The organism is Mycolicibacterium pallens, assembly GCF_019456675.1.
Lineage (GTDB): Bacteria > Actinomycetota > Actinomycetes > Mycobacteriales > Mycobacteriaceae > Mycobacterium > Mycobacterium crocinum.
Genome location: NZ_CP080333.1, coordinates 6,008,089 through 6,025,007 on the forward strand (window position 1 = coordinate 6,008,089; position 16,919 = coordinate 6,025,007).

Here is a 16,919-nt window from a genome sequence, read left to right on the forward strand (position 1 = left end):
GCTTCGGCGGGCCGATACAGTCGGCCTCCTGACAAGGGGTCTTACCTGGCCCGACCGTGCCGAGAAGGACAGCTGCGATGATCACGAATGCCCGTAACTGGCGGGTGGTAGTAGGTGGGATGGCCGCCGGTACGGCTGCCGTCCTGGGGTTCACCGGCGCCAACGCGTCAGCCGAGCCGGTCGCTCCCGTTCAGCCCGCTCCGGTGACCGTCACTCAAACCGTCACCGTCGCCCCCGAGGTCGCCAACGCGAACGCGGTCCCGGCGGCCGTGCCCGCCGCAGCACCGGCGGCCGGGCAGGTGGCTGCCGTTCCGCAAGCCGTCGTCCCTCAGGTCGCCACCCCGGCGATCGCACCGGCCGTCGCCGCACCGGAAACCTTGGTCCCGGCCACGTCCGGCACGCTCGCCGACTTCTTCAAGGACAAGGGCGTGAAGATGGAGCCGCAGAAGGCGACCGGATTCACCGCGCTGAACCTGGTGCTGCCGATGCCGCGCGGCTGGACCGTCGTGCCGGATCCGAACGTCCCCGACGCGTTCACCGTGCTGGCCGACCGCCTCGGCGGTGACGGGCTGTACACCTCGAACGCGCAGCTGAAGGTCTTCAAGTTGGTCGGCGACTTCGATCCCAAGGAAGCCATCACCCACGGCTACGTGGACAGCCAGCAGCTGTTCAACTGGCAGGGCACCGACGCCTCGCTGGCTGACTTCGGCGGCTTCCCGTCGTCGCTCATCGAGGGCACCTACCGCGAGAACGACATGACGCTGAACACCTCGCGCCGTCACGTCATCGCCCAGTCCGGGCCGGACCGCTACCTGGTCTCGCTGTACGTGACGACGGCGGCCAACCAGGTGGTCGCCACCGCGGATGCGACCGACGCCATCGTCAACGGCTTCCGGGTCTCGTCGCCGACGGCCGCGCCGGCCCCCGCACCCGCGCCGGCTGCCGCACCGCTGGCCGATGCGTCGGCATCCGCCGCCGTCCCGGCCCCGGCCGTCCTTCCCGCGGTGCCCGCGCTGCCGCGCTGAAGCCGGGCTCGTATTGTGGCCCCATGTTGATCGTCGGCGTGGTGTGCCTGTTCATGGCCGTCCTGGTCGGCGGCTCGGGCGCGTGGACGTTGACCCGGCCGCCCAGTGCTGACGTCACGGCGCAGGTGATGCGTGCGGTCGCACCGACCCAGCTCGCTGCCGCCGTGATGCTGGGCGCGGGCGGGGCAGCGGCCCTGGCCGCACCGGCGCGCACCGGACTCCTGGTGCTGATCGTCTGCGTCGTCGGCGCCGTCGGCACCATCGCCGCCGGCTCATGGCAGGGCGCCCGCTACGCCGTCAGCCGGGAAGCCCAGGCCGGTGGCTGCGCAGGCAGCTGTGCGAGCTGCTCGCTGTCCTGCAAGTGAGCCCCGCGGCCGGGAGATGAGGGCGGCGCTGTCGCGGCTCCCCGTCGACACCTTCCTGCTGCTGCTGATCGCCGTCGTCGTACTGGCCACGCTGCTGCCCGCGCACGGGGCCTCCGCCGACGTCCTGTCGTGGGCCACCAAGGTCGTCATTGCCCTGCTGTTCCTGCTCTACGGTGCGCGGCTGTCACCGCAGCAGGCCTGGCACGGGGTTCGGCAATGGAAGCTGCACCTGCTGGTGCTGGCCACCACGTTCGTCGTGTTCCCGCTACTCGGCCTCGCGGCGCGAGTGCTGGTTCCCTCGGTGCTGACCGATGACCTCTACACCGGTCTGCTGTTCCTGTGCCTGGTGCCCTCGACCGTGCAGTCCTCGATCGCGTTCACCTCGATCGCGCGCGGGCACGTGTCGGCCGCGATCGTCAGCGCATCCCTGTCGAACATTGTCGGAGTGCTGTTGACCCCACTGCTCGTGCTGCTGCTGATGCCGCTCGGCGGGGCGCCGCGGGTGGACGGGTCGGCGGTCGGTGACATCGTGCTGCAACTGCTGGCGCCGTTCGCCGTCGGTCAGCTGCTGCGCCGCTGGCTGGCGCCCGTGGTGACGCGGCACGCGGTCCTGACCAAAGCCGTCGACCGCGGCTCGATCCTGCTGATCGTGTACGCCGCGTTCTCGGTCGGGATGACCGAACACATCTGGAGCAGCGTGCAGCCGTGGCGGGTGGTGGCCGTCGCCGCGGTCAGCACCCTGTTGCTGGCGGTGGTGCTGGCCGTCACGTGGTGCACGGGCAGGCTGGCGTGGCTGGACCGCGGGGATGCGATCGTGCTGTTGTTCTGCGGGTCCAAGAAGAGCCTGGCCTCCGGGCTACCGATGGCGCTGGTGCTGTTCCCGGCCGCGAGCGTTGGCCTGATCATGTTGCCGCTGATGCTGTTTCACCAGATCCAGCTGTTCGTCTGCGCCGTGATCGCCAACCGGCTGGGCCAAAGCGCGCAGCCGGTCAGTTCCGGCTGACGTCGATCGGATGGGTCGCCAGCAGCGACAGCGGCAGCGGCTGACGGCGCAACACCCGTGACCACAGATCCACCCGCGGCTCGACCAGCACATCGGACGGCAACGCGGACAACACAATCCAGTCGTCGCGTTCGATCTCGCCCTCGAGCTGGCCGATGGTCCAACCGGAGTAGCCGGCGAAGATCCGCACCCCTTCGACCGCGGGAGCGATCAGATCCGGGTCGGCGTCCAGGTCGACCATCACCATCCGGCCGGCGACATGACGCAACCCGGGCATGCCCTGTGGATCGGTGCCGACCCGCAAGGTGCCCAGGCACAATGCGGCGTCACGTTTGACCGGGCCGCCGATGAACATGGTTTTGGGCTTGGCGGTCAGTTTCGCCCACTGCGGCAACACGTTGTAGACGGCCGTCTCGCTCGGACGGTTGAGCACCACACCCAACGTGCCGCCGTCGTTGTGCTCGACGACGTAGATCACGCTGCGCCGAAACGTCGGCTCCAAGAGATCGGTGTTGGCCAGCAGCAGCGTTCCCGGCCGCACCCGGTTGGCCGCGGGCGCGATGAAGTCTTCGGGGTCCTCAGACTGTGCCACCCCACCATCATGGCATCAGGTAGGTGTTGCTGTGGTAACGGGCGCGTGTGGATATTTGTACTGTTGGTCCGATGGTCGACGCGCGCGCACCCGGTTCGCTCTGGCGATCGGTGCGCAGCCTGCCCGAGTTCTGGCGGCTGCTGGAGCTCCGCACCGCCAGCCAGTTCGGTGACGGGCTGTTTCAGGCCGGGCTCGCCGGCGGGCTGCTGTTCAATCCGGAGCGTGCCGCCGATCCCTGGGCGGTCGCAGGTGCGTTCGCTGTGTTGTTCCTGCCGTATTCGATCGTCGGCCCGTTCGCCGGGGCGCTACTGGACCGGTGGGATCGCCGGGCGGTGCTGGTCGTCGCGAACTTCGCCAGGCTGATTCTGGTCGTCGGTGTCGCAGTGCTGCTGGCCGTGGGTGCCAGCGACCTGACCGTGCTCTGCGGCGCGCTGATCGTCAACGGGTTCAGCCGGTTCGTCACCTCCGGCCTGTCCGCGGCGCTGCCGCACGTCGTGCCTCGCGAGAAGGTTGTGGTGATGAATTCGGTCGCCACCGCCACCGGAGCGACCGCCACCTTCCTGGGCGCGAACTTCATGCTGCTGCCGCGGTGGCTGTTCGGCTCGGGTGATACCGGCGCTGCCACGATCATGCTGCTGGTCGCGGTTCCGATCGCGGTCGCATTCGTGCTGTCGCTGCGGTTTCCGCACCACGTGCTCGGACCCGACGACACCGCGCGCGCCGTGCACGGCTCGGTGTTCTACGCCGTCACCACCGGCTGGATCTATGGCGCCCGGACCGTACTCACGACACCCACGGTCGCGGCGACGCTGTCCGGACTCGCCAGTCAGCGCATGGTGTTCGGCATCAATACGCTGTTGATTCTGGTCATCGTGCGCCACAGCGACACTCAAGCCGTCGCGGGCCTGGGTACCGCCGTCATCTTTCTCGCCGCCACGGGCAGCGGCTCGTTCTTGGCCAACGTGCTCACCCCGATGTCGATCAAGAGATGGGGGCGTTACACGACCGCGAACGGGGCGCTGGTGTGTGCCGCGGTTATCCAGTTGGCCGGTGCCACCCTGCAATTGGTGGTGATGATCGTGTGCGGGTTCCTGCTCGGACTGGTCGGGCAGGTCGTCAAGCTGTGCGCTGACACGGCGATGCAGATCGACGTCGACGACGCGTTGCGCGGACACGTTTTCGCCGTACAGGATTCGCTGTTCTGGGTGTCGTTCATCGCGGCCACGATGCTGGCGGCGGCGGTGATTCCGGCCGACGGTCGGTCCACCGCGCTGGCCTTGGCGGGGTCGGCGATCTATCTGCTCGGCCTGGCGGCGCACGCTGCGGTGGGCCGGCAGCGCTAGGTTCAACTCATGGCAGCCGCGGACACCATCGTCGACGACCTGCGTGACGAAAGCGACGCGCTCGACGCGCTTGTCGCACCCCTTGATCCGGCCGGCTGGGCGCAACCGACGCCCGCACCCGGCTGGACCATCGCCCACCAGATCGCCCACCTGCTGTGGACCGACCGAGCGTCGCTGATGTCGATCACCGACGAAGCCGCGTTCGGTGAACTGGTCGCCGCCGCGCAGAACGATCCGCTGGGCTTCGTCGACAAGGCGGCCGAGGAGTTGGCGCTCACCCCGCCCGAACAGCTGCTGGCGCAGTGGCGTGACACCCGCAGCCGGCTGCACGCCGCGCTGCGCGGGGTGGCCGAGGGCCGCAAGCTCGTCTGGTTCGGTCCGCCGATGAGTGCACCGTCGATGGCCACGGCGCGGCTGATGGAGACCTGGGCGCACGGCCTGGACGTGGCCGACGCCCTCGGTGTCGAGGCCACCCCGACGGCACGGTTGAAGTCGATCGCCCACCTGGGCGTCCGCACTCGGGACTTCGCGTTCGCGGTGCACGGGCTGACGCCGCCGGCGGAGCCGTTTCGCGTCGAACTCGCCGCTCCCGACGGCAGCCGCTGGACGTGGGGACCCGAGGACGCCGGTCAGCGCGTGACCGGTTCGGCCGTCGACTTCTGCTACCTGGTCACCCAGCGCCGGCCACGCTCGGAACTGGATGTCGTCGCCGAAGGAGCCGATGCCGCAACGTGGCTCGGCATCGCGCAAGCCTTCGCCGGGCCGCCCGGCGAAGGGCGGTAACGTCCCGGCTGATCGTTGCTTTGGGCAGTATCATCGCCCTTCATGCGCAACCGCCTCCTGGCCGTCGTCGCGGCGGGGGCGGTCGGCCTTGCGGCCGGTGGGTGCGCGGTCGACCCCGGTGCCGACCATCCCTCGTCCGCCGTCGCGGCCTCGAAGTCCGGGCAACCGCTCAACCCCTACACGCAGGGGACCGTCGACCCGCCCGCGCCGGGCTCCTCGGTCCTCACCGTGGTCGGCGGGACGACCCCGCTCTCGCTCACTCTCGACGAGCTCGACTCCATGGGCAGCGCCACCATTTCGATCGACGAGCCGTTCGTCAACAGGCGCGAGACCTATAGCGGTGTGCCGTTGGCGACCGTGCTCGGCAAGGCCGGAATCCCCGACACCGCAACCATCGACACCGACGCGATCGACCACTACCACTACGTCAGCGTCGTCAAACCGATGGTCGACTCCCAGGCGCTGATCGCCACCCGCCGTGACGGAGCACCCATCCCCTACGACCAAGGCGGCCCCATCCGGATCGTCTTCCCGGACGGCACCCCGCTGTCCTCGGTGCTCGACGCCTGGAACTGGAGCCTGAACTCGATCACGGTGAAGAACCCCGGCGGCTCCGGGCAGTGATCACCGACCGGTGGCTCACCCCGCCCGGACCGCGGCTCACCCTCAACCGCGGCCAGCAGATCGTGGCGGCCGTGCTTGTGCTGCTGCTCATCTCGCTGGTCGCGATCGGCTTCCAGTCCTCGGCGGATCAGAACGCCTACAGCCAGCACAGCGCGCGCAGCGAAGCCGCCAGCACCAACACGTTTTTCACCGTGCGCGACTCGCTCACCTATATCGACCGGGCGCAGCAATACCTGCTCGGCGCAGTCCCCCGCCGCGACGTCCAGCTCGCCCGGGCCATGCTGGCTCAACGCCTGCGCGTGATCGCGGCCAACGGTGTGACCGCCGCCGACAGCACCGGGCCGGACTATCGCACCGCACTGACCGCGCTGGACGCGGTGATCGCCCAGGCGCCGCCCGGTCTGCTGCCCGCTAATCAGCGCACCCGATGGGCCGACGCGATCCTGCCCCGATCCGAGGCACTCTCCGAGCGAGCGCACGAACTGGCCGCCGACAACCAAGCCGAACAGCATCGGTTGAATCGCCTCGCCGAGCGAAACCTGCTGCGCGGCAGAGTGGTTCAACTCGCCATGCTGATCTCAGCGCTGATACTCGCCGGGATTCTGCTGTGGTGGGTCGCGGCCAATGTGGTGCGCCAATATCGCACCGCCCGCAGGGCGTTCGACGAGGAGCGACAGGCGTTGCGGCAGACCGAGTCTCGTCTCGACCGGATCTCGGCGCTCGAACGCGGTCAGGCACAGATTTTGGAGCGGATCGCCACCGCCGGCCCGGTGTCATCGGTCCTGCGCCAGATCGTGCAGCTGGCCGCCGAGGTGTCCGGGGCACCCGCCGTGCGGATGTCCATCGGCAGGCGAACGGTCATCTACCCGCCCGGGGCCGACGTGTCGGGCACACCCGCCTGGACCGGCGTCGTCACCGACAACGCCGACGGTGCAGGCACACTCGCGGTGTCCGGTGACGCCGAATCCCTCGACGAGCTCGCCGTCACCGCGCTGGTGCGATGCCGCGATCTGGTGACCCTGTCGCTCGAACGCGACGCGTCGGCGCGGCGGCTGTCCTACCAGGCGAGCCACGACGCGCTCACCGGTCTGGCCAACCGCAGCCTGCTGCTCACCCGGTTGTCGAAAAGCCTTGTGCTGTCCCGTCGCCGCGGCACGCCGCTGGCGCTGCTGTTCTGCGACCTCGACCGCTTCAAGATGGTCAACGATTCGATCGGGCACGCCGGCGGGGACCAGCTGCTGATCGAGGCGGCGCGGCGGCTGTCGGGCACAGTGCGGGAAAGCGACACGGTGGCCCGCCTGGGCGGTGACGAATTCGTGGTGCTGTGCCCGGAATTGCCGGACCGGTCTCATGCCATTGCACTGGCCGAACGGATCCGTGCCGCGTTGAGCGCCCCGTACACAATCGACGGCAAGGAAGCATTCGTCGACGCCTGCATCGGAATCACCTTCGCCGACGAATCCACCGTCTCCGGCCACGAGCTGATGCGCGAAGCCGACGTGGCGATGTACCGGGCCAAGCTCACCGACGGTGACCACATCAACGTCTTCGATTCGCTGCTCGAAGCCGAGGTCGCGCAGCGCCTCGATCTCGACGCCGCCCTGCGGCACGCTGTGGAACGCGACGAGTTGCGGGTCTCCGCGCAGCCGATCGTCATGCTCAACACCGGAGTGATCACCGGCTTCGAGATGCTGCTGCAGTGGCACCGGCCCGGGCAACCCGTGCTCTATCCCGGCTCGTTCATCCCGCTGGCCGAGGACAACGGCCTGATCGTCGAGATCGGCCGCTGGGTGTTGTACGAGACCGTTCAGACCCTGGCGCGGTGGCGGGCCGACGGCCTGGCCCTTGACCTGACCATGTCGGTCAACGTGTCTCCGCGCCAGGTGCGCGAAGCCGGCTTCGCCGACGAGGTGCTGGATCTGCTCGACGCGGCCGGGCTGCCGCCCGAGGCGCTGATCATCGAACTCACCGAACATGCGCTCGTCGACCTGCGGGTCGCCCACCCGACGCTGGCCCGGCTGCGTGAAGCCGGCGTCAGCGTCTCCCTCGACGACTTCGGGACCGGCTATTCGTCGCTGACCCAGCTGCGCACGCTGCCGGTGGACCAGATCAAGCTCGACCGCTCCTTCGCCGCGGCGCTCGACCAGGGGGACGCCAAGCAGCGTGCGGTGGTGCAGTCGGTGGTGGCCTTGGCCAGCGCACTGTCGCTCGACCTGGTCGTCGAGGGCATCGAAACGCTTGCCGAACGGGACACCCTGCTGGACCTCGGGGCCGACAAGGGACAGGGCTTCCTCTACCACCAGCCGGTGCTGTGGGATGCCGCGCGAGCAACGCTCGAATCCGGCGGGGTGTGCGCGGTACCCGCCGACGGCGGCTACACCGGGCTGGCGTCGTCGGACGCGCCGTCACCGTCGGCGTCGACGAACTTGAGATCCCACCGGCCGTCCCCGTCGGTGTCGACATAGCCGGTGTCGACGCCGCCGTCGGGCCCGCTTCTCAGCGCCCGGTCGGCCAGCCCGTCGCGGTCGACGTCCAGTAACCGGTCGGGTTTGCCGTCGGCGTCGAAATCGATTGCGCCACTTGCCGTGTGCTCGACACCGTCGAGACCGAACCAGCGCAGCGGGGCGCCCGGGCCGGCCGGTGTCATTGCCCACGTTCCCGATCCGTCGTCGGTGAAGATCGCGGTGCCGTCGTCGAGGTCGAAGGAGGCGTGGTCGGCCACCCCGTCACCGTCGAAGTCGGCCAGCGCATCGTCGAAGACACCGTCGCCGTCGAGGTCGAGGCGCACCCCGTCGAGCTCACCGTCGCCGTCGATGTCCACATCGGGGTGGCCGCTGAGCATCGCGGCCGTTCCGTCCCCGTGTCCCAGGCAGTAGTCCATACCTACTCAGACGCTGGGCTGGTCTGTCCCGTTCCGCGTATTCCACCAGGCCAGCAATTCAGCGACGGCCTCGTCGTGATCCAGCGGCCCGCGGTCCAGGCGCAGCTCCTTGAGGAAGTTCCACGCCTGCCCCACCTGCGGGCCGGGCGGGATGTCGAGCAACCGCATGATCTCGTTGCCGTCCAGATCGGGGCGCACCCGCTGCAGGTCTTCCTTGGCGGCGAGCTCGGCGATCCGGGTCTCGAGCTCGTCGTAGTTGGCCTGCAGCCGGGCGGCGCGCCGCTTATTGCGGGTGGTGCAGTCGGCGCGAACCAGCTTGTGCAGCCTCGGCAGCAGCGGACCGGCGTCGGCGACGTAGCGGCGCACCGCCGAATCCGTCCACTTACCGTCGCCGTAGCCGTGGAACCGCAGATGCAGATACACCAGCTGCGACACGTCGTCGATCATCTGCTTGGAGTACTTCAGCGCCCGCATCCGCTTGCGGACCATCTTGGCGCCGACCACCTCGTGGTGGTGGAAGCTCACCCCGCCGTCGGACTCGTGGCGGCGGGTGGCCGGCTTGCCGATGTCGTGCAGCAGCGCCGCCCACCGCAAGACCAGATCGCGGTCGCCTTCGTCTTCCAGCTCCATCGCCTGACGCAGCACCGTCAACGAATGCTGGTAGACGTCCTTGTGCTGATGGTGCTCGTCGATGGCCATCTGCATGCCGCCGATCTCGGGCAGCACCACGTCGCCCATACCGGTCTGGACCATCAGCTCGATACCCGCGACGGGGTCGGCGCCGAGCAGCATCTTGTCGAGTTCGACGGCCACCCGCTCGACCGTGATGCGGCCGAGCTGCGGCGCCATCTCCACGATCGCGGTGCGCACCCGGTCGGAGACGTCGAACCGCAGCTGGGAGACGAAGCGTGCCGCCCGCAGCATGCGCAGCGGATCGTCACCGAACGACACCTCCGGCGCCGTCGGGGTGTCGAGGATCCGTTGCCGCAGGGCGGTCAGACCGCCGAGCGGGTCGATGAAGTCGCCGGGACCGTCCGCGGTGATGCGCACCGCCATCGCGTTGACTGTGAAATCACGACGCAGCAGGTCGTCCTCGAGCCGGTCGCCGTAGCGGACCTGCGGATTGCGCGACACCTGGTCGTAGCTGTCGGCGCGGAAGGTGGTGATCTCCAGCCGGTCCATGTCCGTACCCAGGCCCTTGCCCACCCCGACCGTGCCGAACTCGATGCCGGTATCCCACAGGGCGTCCGCCCACGGGCGCACGATCTTCTGGACGGCCTCGGGCCGGGCGTCGGTGGTGAAGTCGAGGTCGGTGGTCAGCCGGCCCAGGACGGCGTCGCGCACGCTGCCGCCGACCAGGTAGAGCTCGTGCCCGGCCGCAGCGAACAGGCCACCGATTTCCCGCAGTACCGGGCCGTGCCGGTTGAGCTCGACGAGGGCCCGGGCGAGCAGCTCGACGTCGTGGGTGGCTTCGGACACGTGGTAGGAGCGTAGTCGGACTCAAGCCGGTAACTACCGGCGAGTGCGGTCGGGACGCCATCCCGTGCCAGCTACTATCGCTTGGGTGTCGGACGGCGAGCAGGCCAAACCGCGACGGCGCCGAGGGCGTCGCCGCGGCCGTCGCGCTGCCGGTCCGGCAAATCCCGCTCCAACCGACACCGCCGCCGCCGAATCCTCGGACGTGGCCGCCGGATCCCCCGCCGTCAACGGCAACAACGGCCAGCCCCGCCCGGGTAAACCCGCCCGTCCCCGTTCCGCCCGCCGGGCACCGGCCCGGCTGCGCACCGTCCACGAGACGTCGGCGGGCGGCCTGGTGATCGACGGTATCGACGGGCCACCCGAAGAGCAGGTGGCTGCCCTGATCGGGCGGGTCGACCGGCGTGGGCGGATGCTGTGGTCACTTCCCAAGGGGCACATCGAGCAGGGTGAGACCGCCGAGGAGACCGCGATCCGCGAGGTCGCCGAGGAGACCGGTATCCGCGGGCAGGTGCTCGCCGCACTCGGCAGCATCGACTACTGGTTCGTCACCGAAGGCCGTCGCGTCCACAAGACGGTGCACCACTACCTTCTGCAGTTCTCCGGCGGTGAACTCTCCGACGAAGACGTCGAAGTCACCGAGGTGGCGTGGGTTCCGGTCGGTGAGCTCCCGAAACGGCTGGCCTACGCCGACGAACGCCGCCTGGCCGAAGTCGCCGGTGAACTGATCCAGCTGCTGCAGTCCGACGGCGTCGGCGCGCTGCCACCGTTGCCGCGCACCACCCCGCGCCGGCGGCCTCAAACGCACTCACACACCCGCAACCGTCGCTCCGATGACTCAGGGCCGCGTCAATCCGGTCCGCGGACGAACGGCTGCGGACCGGGAACGTGACCACGCCGAGGTGGGTCGGCAAGCTGCCCCGGATCGTGCTGGTCCTCGGTTTCCTTGCCGTGCTCGCGATGCCAACGACCGCGCCGGCCGCCGCCGGTGAACCCGGGTCGGCGCCGTTCCTGCAAGTGCGGATCGACAGCGTCACACCCGATCTGATCACCACCACCAGCGAACCGACAGTCACCGTCACCGGCACCGTCACCAACGTCGGTGACCGTCCGGTGCGCGATGTCGTCGCCCGCCTCGAACATGCCGGCGCGGTGACGTCCTCGGCAGGCCTGCGCACCAACCTCGACGGTGCCAACGACCAGTTCCAGCCCGTCGGTGAGTTCACCACCGTCGCCCCCGAGATGCAGCGCGGCCAAGCGGTCGGCTTCACCTTCAGTTATCCGCTGCGGTCACGCACCGCGCCGTCATTGGGCATCGAGCGGCCCGGCGTGTACCCGCTGCTGGTCAACATCAACGGCACCCCCGATTACGGCGACGCCGCCCGGCTCGACGACGCCCGCTTCCTGCTGCCGGTGCTCGGTGTGCCCGCCGACCCGGCCACCACCTCGACCGACACCCTCACCGATGTCGTGCCACCGGACACCACCAAACCCGTTGCGGTGACCATGCTTTGGCCGCTGGCCGACAAGCCCCGGCTGGCGCCGGGTGTGCCGGGCGGCAGCACACCTGTGCGGCTGATGAACGACGACCTCGCGGTGTCGCTGGCCCCGGGCGGCCGCCTCGACACACTGCTGTCGGCCGTCGACTTCGCCACCAGCCCCCCGGTGGATCCCGTCGGTGACACCGCCCGCGCGCTGTGCCTGGCGATCGACCCCGATCTGTTGGTCACCGTCAACGCGATGACCGCCGGCTACGTCGTCTCCGACTCCCCCGACGGGCTCGGTGCCGCATCCCACCCCGGCACGGGCCAGGCCGCCGCGGTCGCCTGGTTGGACAAGCTGCGCGCCCTGGCCAAACGGATGTGCGTCGCACCGACGCCGTACGCCCAGGCCGACCTCGGCGCGCTGCACCGGGTCGGTGACGCCGGGCTCGACTCCGCGGCGACCGTCAGCGCCGGCGACATCATCGATCAGATCCTCGGCATTACGTCGCTGCGCGGTGCGACGATCCTGGGCGACGGGCCGCTGACACCGGGCGCGGTCGACCTGCTGGGCACCCAGGGCTCGACCGTCGCGATCGCGGCCGCGAACTGTTCGGCGCAGGACTCCTCAACCGGTGAACCGATGATCGCCGACGTGGCCCCGCGCCGGTTGTCACCGCAGGTGGTGATGGCGCCGTTCGATCCGGCCGTCGGCGCCGCCCTGGCCGGTGTCGGGACCGACCCCGACCTGCCCACCTATCTGGACTCGTCGCTGACCGTTCCGCTCGACCACGACTCTGTGGTCGCCCGGCGCCAGGACGCCATCGCGTCGATGTTGTGGCGGGCCTTGCAGCCGGGGGCCGAGCCGCGCGACCAGATCCTTCTCCCCCCGCTCAAGTGGAGCCCGCAGCCCAGCGACGCGCAGTCGATGCTGACCGCGCTGGCCACCACGATCCACTCCGGGCTGGCTGTCGCCCGGCCGCTCGACGCGGTGATCACCCAATCGTCGACGGCGGCCGCGAGCGCGAGCCCCGGCGCCGATCTCCCGCGGGATGCCCGCGGCGGTTTCGACGACGACGTGATCTCCGAGATCACCGGGCAGGTCGGCCGGCTGTGGGGACTGACCAGGGCGCTGACCACCGATCCGCGCACCGGGCTCACCGGTGCGCAGTACACCGCGCCGCTGCGTGAGGACATGCTGCGCGCGCTGAGCCAGACCGAACCGCCCGAGGACCGCAACAACCTGGCCCGGCATCGGCTCGGCGCGGTCGGCACCACCATCAACGACCTGTTCGGGGCGGTGACAATCGTCAACCCCGGCGGCTCGTACACGTTGGCCACCGAGCACAGCCCGCTGCCGCTGGCGGTCCGCAACGACCTGGCCGTGCCGATCCGGGTCCGCATTCAGGTCGACGCCCCGCCCGGCATGACGGTCACCGACCTCGGCGAGCAGGAGATCCCGCCGGGCTATCTGCCGCTGCGGATCCCGATCGAGGTGCACTTCACCCAACGGGTCGCCGTCGACGTCACCGTGCGCACCCCGGACGGACTGCAGCTCGGTGAACCGGTGCGTCTGTCCGTTCACTCCAACGCCTACGGCAAGGTGCTGTTCGCGATCACGCTGATCGGCGGCACGGTGCTGGCCGCGCTCGTCGGGCGCCGGCTCTACCACCGCTTCCGCGGCCAGCCCGATCCCGCCGACCTGGACCGCCCCCGCCGGGCCGCCGCCGAGGGCCGCGAATGAAGCCGCCGCCCCGCAGGCCGGTCGCCTATGTCCGGCCCGGCCCCCGCACCCGCGCGGTGCGCGCCGAACTCTCCGACGCCGCGGTGGTGTCGCGGTCCTGGGGCATGGCGTTGGCCACCCTCGTCAGCCGCATCACCGGGTTCATCCGGATCGTGCTGCTGGCCGCGATCCTCGGTGCGGCGCTGTCGAGCGCGTTCACCGTCGCCAACCAGTTGCCGAACCTGATCGCGGCGTTGGTGCTGGAGGCCACGTTCACCGCGATCTTCGTCCCGGTGCTGGCCCGCGCCGAGCGCGATGACCCCGACGGCGGCGAGCGGTTCGTCCGCCGGCTGGTCACTCTGGCCACCACGCTGCTGCTGGTCGCCACCCTGCTGTCGGTCGCAGCGGCGCCACTGCTGGTGCGGCTCATGCTCGGCCACGACCCACAGGTCAACCAGCCGCTGACAACCGCGTTCGCGTACCTGCTTCTGCCGCAGGTGATCTTCTACGGGCTGTCCTCGGTGTTCATGGCGATCCTGAACAACCGCAATGTGTTCGGGCCGCCGGCGTGGGCACCGGTGGTCAACAACGTGGTCGCGATCGCGACGCTGGGGCTGTATCTGATTGTGCCGGGCCAGCTCTCGGTCGATCCGGTGCAGATGGGCAACGCCAAGCTGCTGGTGCTCGGCATCGGGACGACGCTGGGCGTGGTGGCCCAGACCGTGGTGCTGCTGGTCGCGATCCGCGCCGAGCGGATCAGCCTGCGGCCGCTGTGGGGCATCGACGACCGACTCAAGCGGTTCGGCGCCATGGCCGGTGCGATGCTGCTCTACGTCCTGATCAGTCAGGTCGGTCTGGTGGTCGTCAACCAGATCGCCAGTACCGCGGCCGCCTCGGGTCCGGCGATCTACAACTACACCTGGCTGGTGCTGATGCTGCCGTTCGGCATCATCGGCGTGACGGTGCTGACGGTGGTGATGCCACGGCTGAGCCGCAACGCCGCCGCCGACAACACGCCCGCCGTGCTGGCCGACCTGTCGCTGGCCACCCGGCTGACGATGGTGACGCTGATCCCGATCGTGGCGTTCATGACCGTCGGCGGCCCGGCGATGGGCAGCGCCCTGTTCGCCTACGGAAAGTTCGGCGAGGTCGACGCGAACTACCTCGGCGTCGCGATCAGCCTCTCGGCGTTCACCCTCATCCCGTACGCGCTGGTGCTGTTGCAGCTGCGGGTGTTCTACGCCCGCGAACAACCGTGGACGCCGATCCTGATCATCATCGCGATCACGGTCGTGAAGATCGCGGCCTCGTTGGTGGCTCCCCACGTGACCAGCGACAAGGAACTCGTCGCCGGCTACTTGGGCCTGGCGAACGGACTCGGCTTCCTCGCCGGCGCCGTGCTGGGATACCTGCTGTTGCAGCGCGCATTGAAGCCGCCGCGCGGCACGCTGCTCGACCTGGCCGTCATCCGCACGATCCTGGTCACCACGGCCGGGTCGCTGGCGGCCGGGCTGATCGCCTACGTCGTCGACCGGCTGCTCGGGCTCAAGGTGCTCACCGAGCACGGCGGCGGAGTCGGATCGCTGTTGCGCCTGCTCGTGCTCGCCGTGATCATGCTGCCGATCCTGGCCGCGGTGATGCTCGCCGCGCGGGTCCCCGACGCGGTTGCCGCCTGGGGCGCGGTCAAACGCCGCATCACCCGCACCCCGCCGCAGACCGTCACAGCAGTTGCTGCGCTCGACCGGCCGCAGGTCCCGAGGCACTTCCCGTACCCTGAGCACAACAATTCGTATGGAGCCGCCGGCTCGACGGGGAAAGGACCGGAGGTGAACGACCAACCCTCGGGCAGTCCTCCCGCCGAGCCCACCGGCGACGCCACCACGAAGATTCCGCGCCAGGCCGCCGACGACTTCCAGCCGGACGTGGCGCCTGAGGTTCATGTCGGCACCGTCGCGGCTTCGGAGGGCCGGAGCGAAGCGACCCGGGGAGAGTTCATCGTCCCGCCCAAGCAGCCCAACGCCGACTTCGCCGGCGATCCCACCCGCGAGCCGCTCGGTTTCGAATCGCCGCGGGAACCGGCGATGGAGTCCAGCCCCGACGAGGACACCCACCTGATTCCGGGGGCCAGCATCGCCGGCGGCCGTTATCGCCTGCTGGTCTCGCACGGCGGGCCGCCCGGGTTGCAGTTCTGGCAGGCCCTGGACACCGCCCTGGACCGGCAGGTCGCGCTCACCTTCGTCGACCCCGACCGGACGATGTCCGATGATCAGGTGCAGGAAATCCTTTCCCGCACACTCAAACTCAGCCAGATCGAGCGGCCCGGTATCGCCCGGGTTCTCGACGTCGCCAACACCGGCGCCGGCGGCCTGGTGGTGTCGGAGTGGATTCGCGGCGGCTCGCTGAAAGAAGTGGCCGACACCTCCCCCTCCCCGATCGGCGGCGCGCGCGCCGTCCAGTCGCTGGCCGCGGCGGCAGACGCCGCACATGGCAGCGGGGTCGCGCTGTCCATCGACCACCCCAGCCGGGTGCGGGTCAGCATCGAAGGCGATGTCGCGCTGGCGTTTCCGGCGACGATGCCCGGCGCCACACCCGAGGACGACATCCGCGGTATCGGTGCCGCGCTGTACGCCCTACTGGTCGACCGCTGGCCGCTGCCCGAGAAGGGCGTGCCCAGCGGGCTGCAACCCGCCGAGACTGATCCGGCCGGTGAGCCGCTCGAACCGCGTGCGGTCGACGGTGCCATCCCGTTCCAGATTTCCGCCGCCGCAGCACGCTCTGTGCAGGCCGGTGGTGGAATTCGTTCGGCGCCAACGCTTTTGAATTTGTTGCAGCAGGCCACCGCGGTGGCCGATCGCACCGATCTGATCGAGCCGGTCGAACCGGTCGGCGGTCCGGCCGTACCTGCGCCTGCCACGGCGACGGATCCCGAAGCCCAATCCCGCCGCCGACGCAATCTGCTGATCGGCGTCGGCGTGGGCGCAGGCATCCTGGTGATCGCGTTGATCATCCTGGCCTCGGTACTCAGCAGCATCTTCGGCGACGTCGGCGGCGGGCTCAAGGGTGACCAACTCGGCCTGAACCCGTCGACCTCGCAAAGCGCCGATAGCAATGCGGCCAGCGGCAGCACCGTCAAACCCGTTAAGGCGACCGTCTTTTCACCCGGTGGCGGTGCCGACAACCCGGACAAGGCCGACCTGGCCCTGACCGGTGGCCCCGGCACCGGCTGGACCACCGACACCTACACCGACCCGAATCCGTTCCCCAATTTCAAGAGCGGCGTCGGCCTGCTGCTGCAACTGCCGCAGCCGACCACCGTCGGCAGTGTGTCGCTGACGGTGCCCAGCACCGGTACCCAGGTGCAGATCCGCGCGGCGTCCTCGGCCAATCCGGGCAGCCTCGACGACACCACCGTGCTGACCCAGCCGACCGCATTACAGCCGGGCGCCAACACAATTCAGGTCAACGCCAAGTCGCCGACGACCTATCTGCTGGTGTGGATCACCACGATGGGCACCACCGACGGCAAGAACAAGACCGAGATCTCCGGGCTGACCGTCAAGGCCGCGTCCTGATTTCCTAACAGCCTCGGGCTCGGGTGAAGTGCCCGCGCGCAGTGGAAAACC

At 69.6% G+C, this 16,919-nt stretch carries 13 protein-coding genes; 10 read left to right on the plus strand and 3 right to left on the minus strand.

All coding sequences use genetic code 11. The features are described 5' to 3' along the window. The first annotated feature begins 77 nt into the window (after positions 1-77). Genes K0O64_RS29340 through K0O64_RS29350 form a run of 3 tightly spaced genes read left to right on the plus strand, consistent with a single transcriptional unit; the run spans position 78 to position 2,393 of the window. The gene (locus tag K0O64_RS29340) at positions 78-1,025 is read left to right on the plus strand and encodes an LpqN/LpqT family lipoprotein (RefSeq protein ID WP_220045900.1); all 948 of its coding nucleotides are present in this window, start codon (positions 78-80) and stop codon (positions 1,023-1,025) included. A gap of 23 nt (positions 1,026-1,048) precedes the next feature. Continuing rightward, positions 1,049-1,390 (plus strand): hypothetical protein, encoded by a 342-nt coding sequence (locus tag K0O64_RS29345; RefSeq protein ID WP_220045901.1) that lies wholly within the window; start codon positions 1,049-1,051, stop codon positions 1,388-1,390. A 16-nt stretch (positions 1,391-1,406) separates the two neighbouring features. Beyond that, positions 1,407-2,393: a bile acid:sodium symporter family protein gene (locus K0O64_RS29350; protein WP_071948357.1), complete on the plus strand. Its 987-nt coding sequence runs from the start codon at positions 1,407-1,409 to the stop codon at positions 2,391-2,393. Here the strand turns inward: K0O64_RS29350 and K0O64_RS29355 are convergent. Continuing rightward, complete coding sequence (locus K0O64_RS29355) at positions 2,380-2,985, minus strand: YqgE/AlgH family protein (RefSeq protein ID WP_071948356.1); 606 nt, start codon at positions 2,983-2,985, stop codon at positions 2,380-2,382. The two genes, K0O64_RS29350 and K0O64_RS29355, sit on opposite strands and share 14 nt — an antisense overlap. Positions 2,986-3,056: 71 nt before the next feature. Between K0O64_RS29355 and K0O64_RS29360 the strand changes: the two genes are divergently transcribed. Genes K0O64_RS29360 through K0O64_RS29375 form a run of 4 tightly spaced genes read left to right on the plus strand, consistent with a single transcriptional unit; the run spans position 3,057 to position 8,200 of the window. Next, positions 3,057-4,328, plus strand: a complete 1,272-nt coding sequence (locus K0O64_RS29360) for an MFS transporter (RefSeq protein WP_071948355.1) — start codon at positions 3,057-3,059, stop codon at positions 4,326-4,328. Between the two features lie 9 nt (positions 4,329-4,337). Then, positions 4,338-5,111, plus strand: a complete 774-nt coding sequence (locus K0O64_RS29365) for a TIGR03084 family metal-binding protein (protein ID WP_071948354.1) — start codon at positions 4,338-4,340, stop codon at positions 5,109-5,111. A 42-nt stretch (positions 5,112-5,153) separates the two neighbouring features. Then, entirely contained in the window at positions 5,154-5,735 is a 582-nt protein-coding gene (locus K0O64_RS29370) for a molybdopterin-dependent oxidoreductase (RefSeq protein WP_071948353.1), read from the plus strand. After that, the gene (locus K0O64_RS29375; RefSeq protein ID WP_071948352.1) at positions 5,732-8,200 is read left to right on the plus strand and encodes a putative bifunctional diguanylate cyclase/phosphodiesterase; all 2,469 of its coding nucleotides are present in this window, start codon (positions 5,732-5,734) and stop codon (positions 8,198-8,200) included. Before K0O64_RS29370 ends, K0O64_RS29375 begins: the two co-directional genes overlap by 4 nt. Here the strand turns inward: K0O64_RS29375 and K0O64_RS29380 are convergent. Both K0O64_RS29380 and K0O64_RS29385 read right to left on the minus strand, forming a co-directional pair. Continuing rightward, positions 8,110-8,616, minus strand: coding sequence for a pullulanase (locus K0O64_RS29380; protein ID WP_071948351.1), 507 nt, complete (start codon positions 8,614-8,616; stop codon positions 8,110-8,112). The genes K0O64_RS29375 and K0O64_RS29380 overlap by 91 nt on opposite strands. Positions 8,617-8,622: 6 nt before the next feature. Next, positions 8,623-10,095 carry a CCA tRNA nucleotidyltransferase gene (locus K0O64_RS29385; protein ID WP_071948350.1) on the minus strand — a complete coding sequence of 491 codons (1,473 nt, stop codon included), beginning with the start codon at positions 10,093-10,095 and terminating at the stop codon, positions 8,623-8,625. 85 nt (positions 10,096-10,180) lie between these two features. Here K0O64_RS29385 and K0O64_RS29390 point away from each other — a divergent pair, with 85 nt between their 5' ends. The 3 genes from K0O64_RS29390 to murJ are packed head-to-tail and all read left to right on the plus strand — an operon-like array spanning position 10,181 to position 16,868. Beyond that, a complete protein-coding gene (locus K0O64_RS29390; RefSeq protein ID WP_220045902.1) occupies positions 10,181-10,984 on the plus strand; it encodes an NUDIX hydrolase in 804 nt (267 codons plus the stop codon). Then, positions 10,981-13,317, plus strand: coding sequence for a DUF6049 family protein (locus tag K0O64_RS29395; protein WP_220045903.1), 2,337 nt, complete (start codon positions 10,981-10,983; stop codon positions 13,315-13,317). Before K0O64_RS29390 ends, K0O64_RS29395 begins: the two co-directional genes overlap by 4 nt. Further along, the gene (murJ, locus tag K0O64_RS29400) at positions 13,314-16,868 is read left to right on the plus strand and encodes a murein biosynthesis integral membrane protein MurJ (RefSeq protein ID WP_220045904.1); all 3,555 of its coding nucleotides are present in this window, start codon (positions 13,314-13,316) and stop codon (positions 16,866-16,868) included. Before K0O64_RS29395 ends, murJ begins: the two co-directional genes overlap by 4 nt. Positions 16,869-16,919: the final 51 nt, after the last annotated feature.

What these genes read in the sequence shown, in the direction of transcription:
- K0O64_RS29340 (WP_220045900.1), top strand. Translation starts at nt 78, where the DNA reads ATGATCACGAATGCCCGTAACTGGCGGGTGGTAGTAGGTGGGATGGCC.
- K0O64_RS29345 (WP_220045901.1), top strand. Translation starts at nt 1,049, where the DNA reads ATGTTGATCGTCGGCGTGGTGTGCCTGTTCATGGCCGTCCTGGTCGGC.
- K0O64_RS29350 (WP_071948357.1), top strand. Translation starts at nt 1,407, where the DNA reads ATGAGGGCGGCGCTGTCGCGGCTCCCCGTCGACACCTTCCTGCTGCTG.
- K0O64_RS29360 (WP_071948355.1), top strand. Translation starts at nt 3,057, where the DNA reads ATGGTCGACGCGCGCGCACCCGGTTCGCTCTGGCGATCGGTGCGCAGC.
- K0O64_RS29365 (WP_071948354.1), top strand. Translation starts at nt 4,338, where the DNA reads ATGGCAGCCGCGGACACCATCGTCGACGACCTGCGTGACGAAAGCGAC.
- K0O64_RS29370 (WP_071948353.1), top strand. Translation starts at nt 5,154, where the DNA reads ATGCGCAACCGCCTCCTGGCCGTCGTCGCGGCGGGGGCGGTCGGCCTT.
- K0O64_RS29380 (WP_071948351.1), bottom strand. Translation starts at nt 8,616, where the DNA reads ATGGACTACTGCCTGGGACACGGGGACGGAACGGCCGCGATGCTCAGC.
- murJ (WP_220045904.1), top strand. Translation starts at nt 13,314, where the DNA reads ATGAAGCCGCCGCCCCGCAGGCCGGTCGCCTATGTCCGGCCCGGCCCC.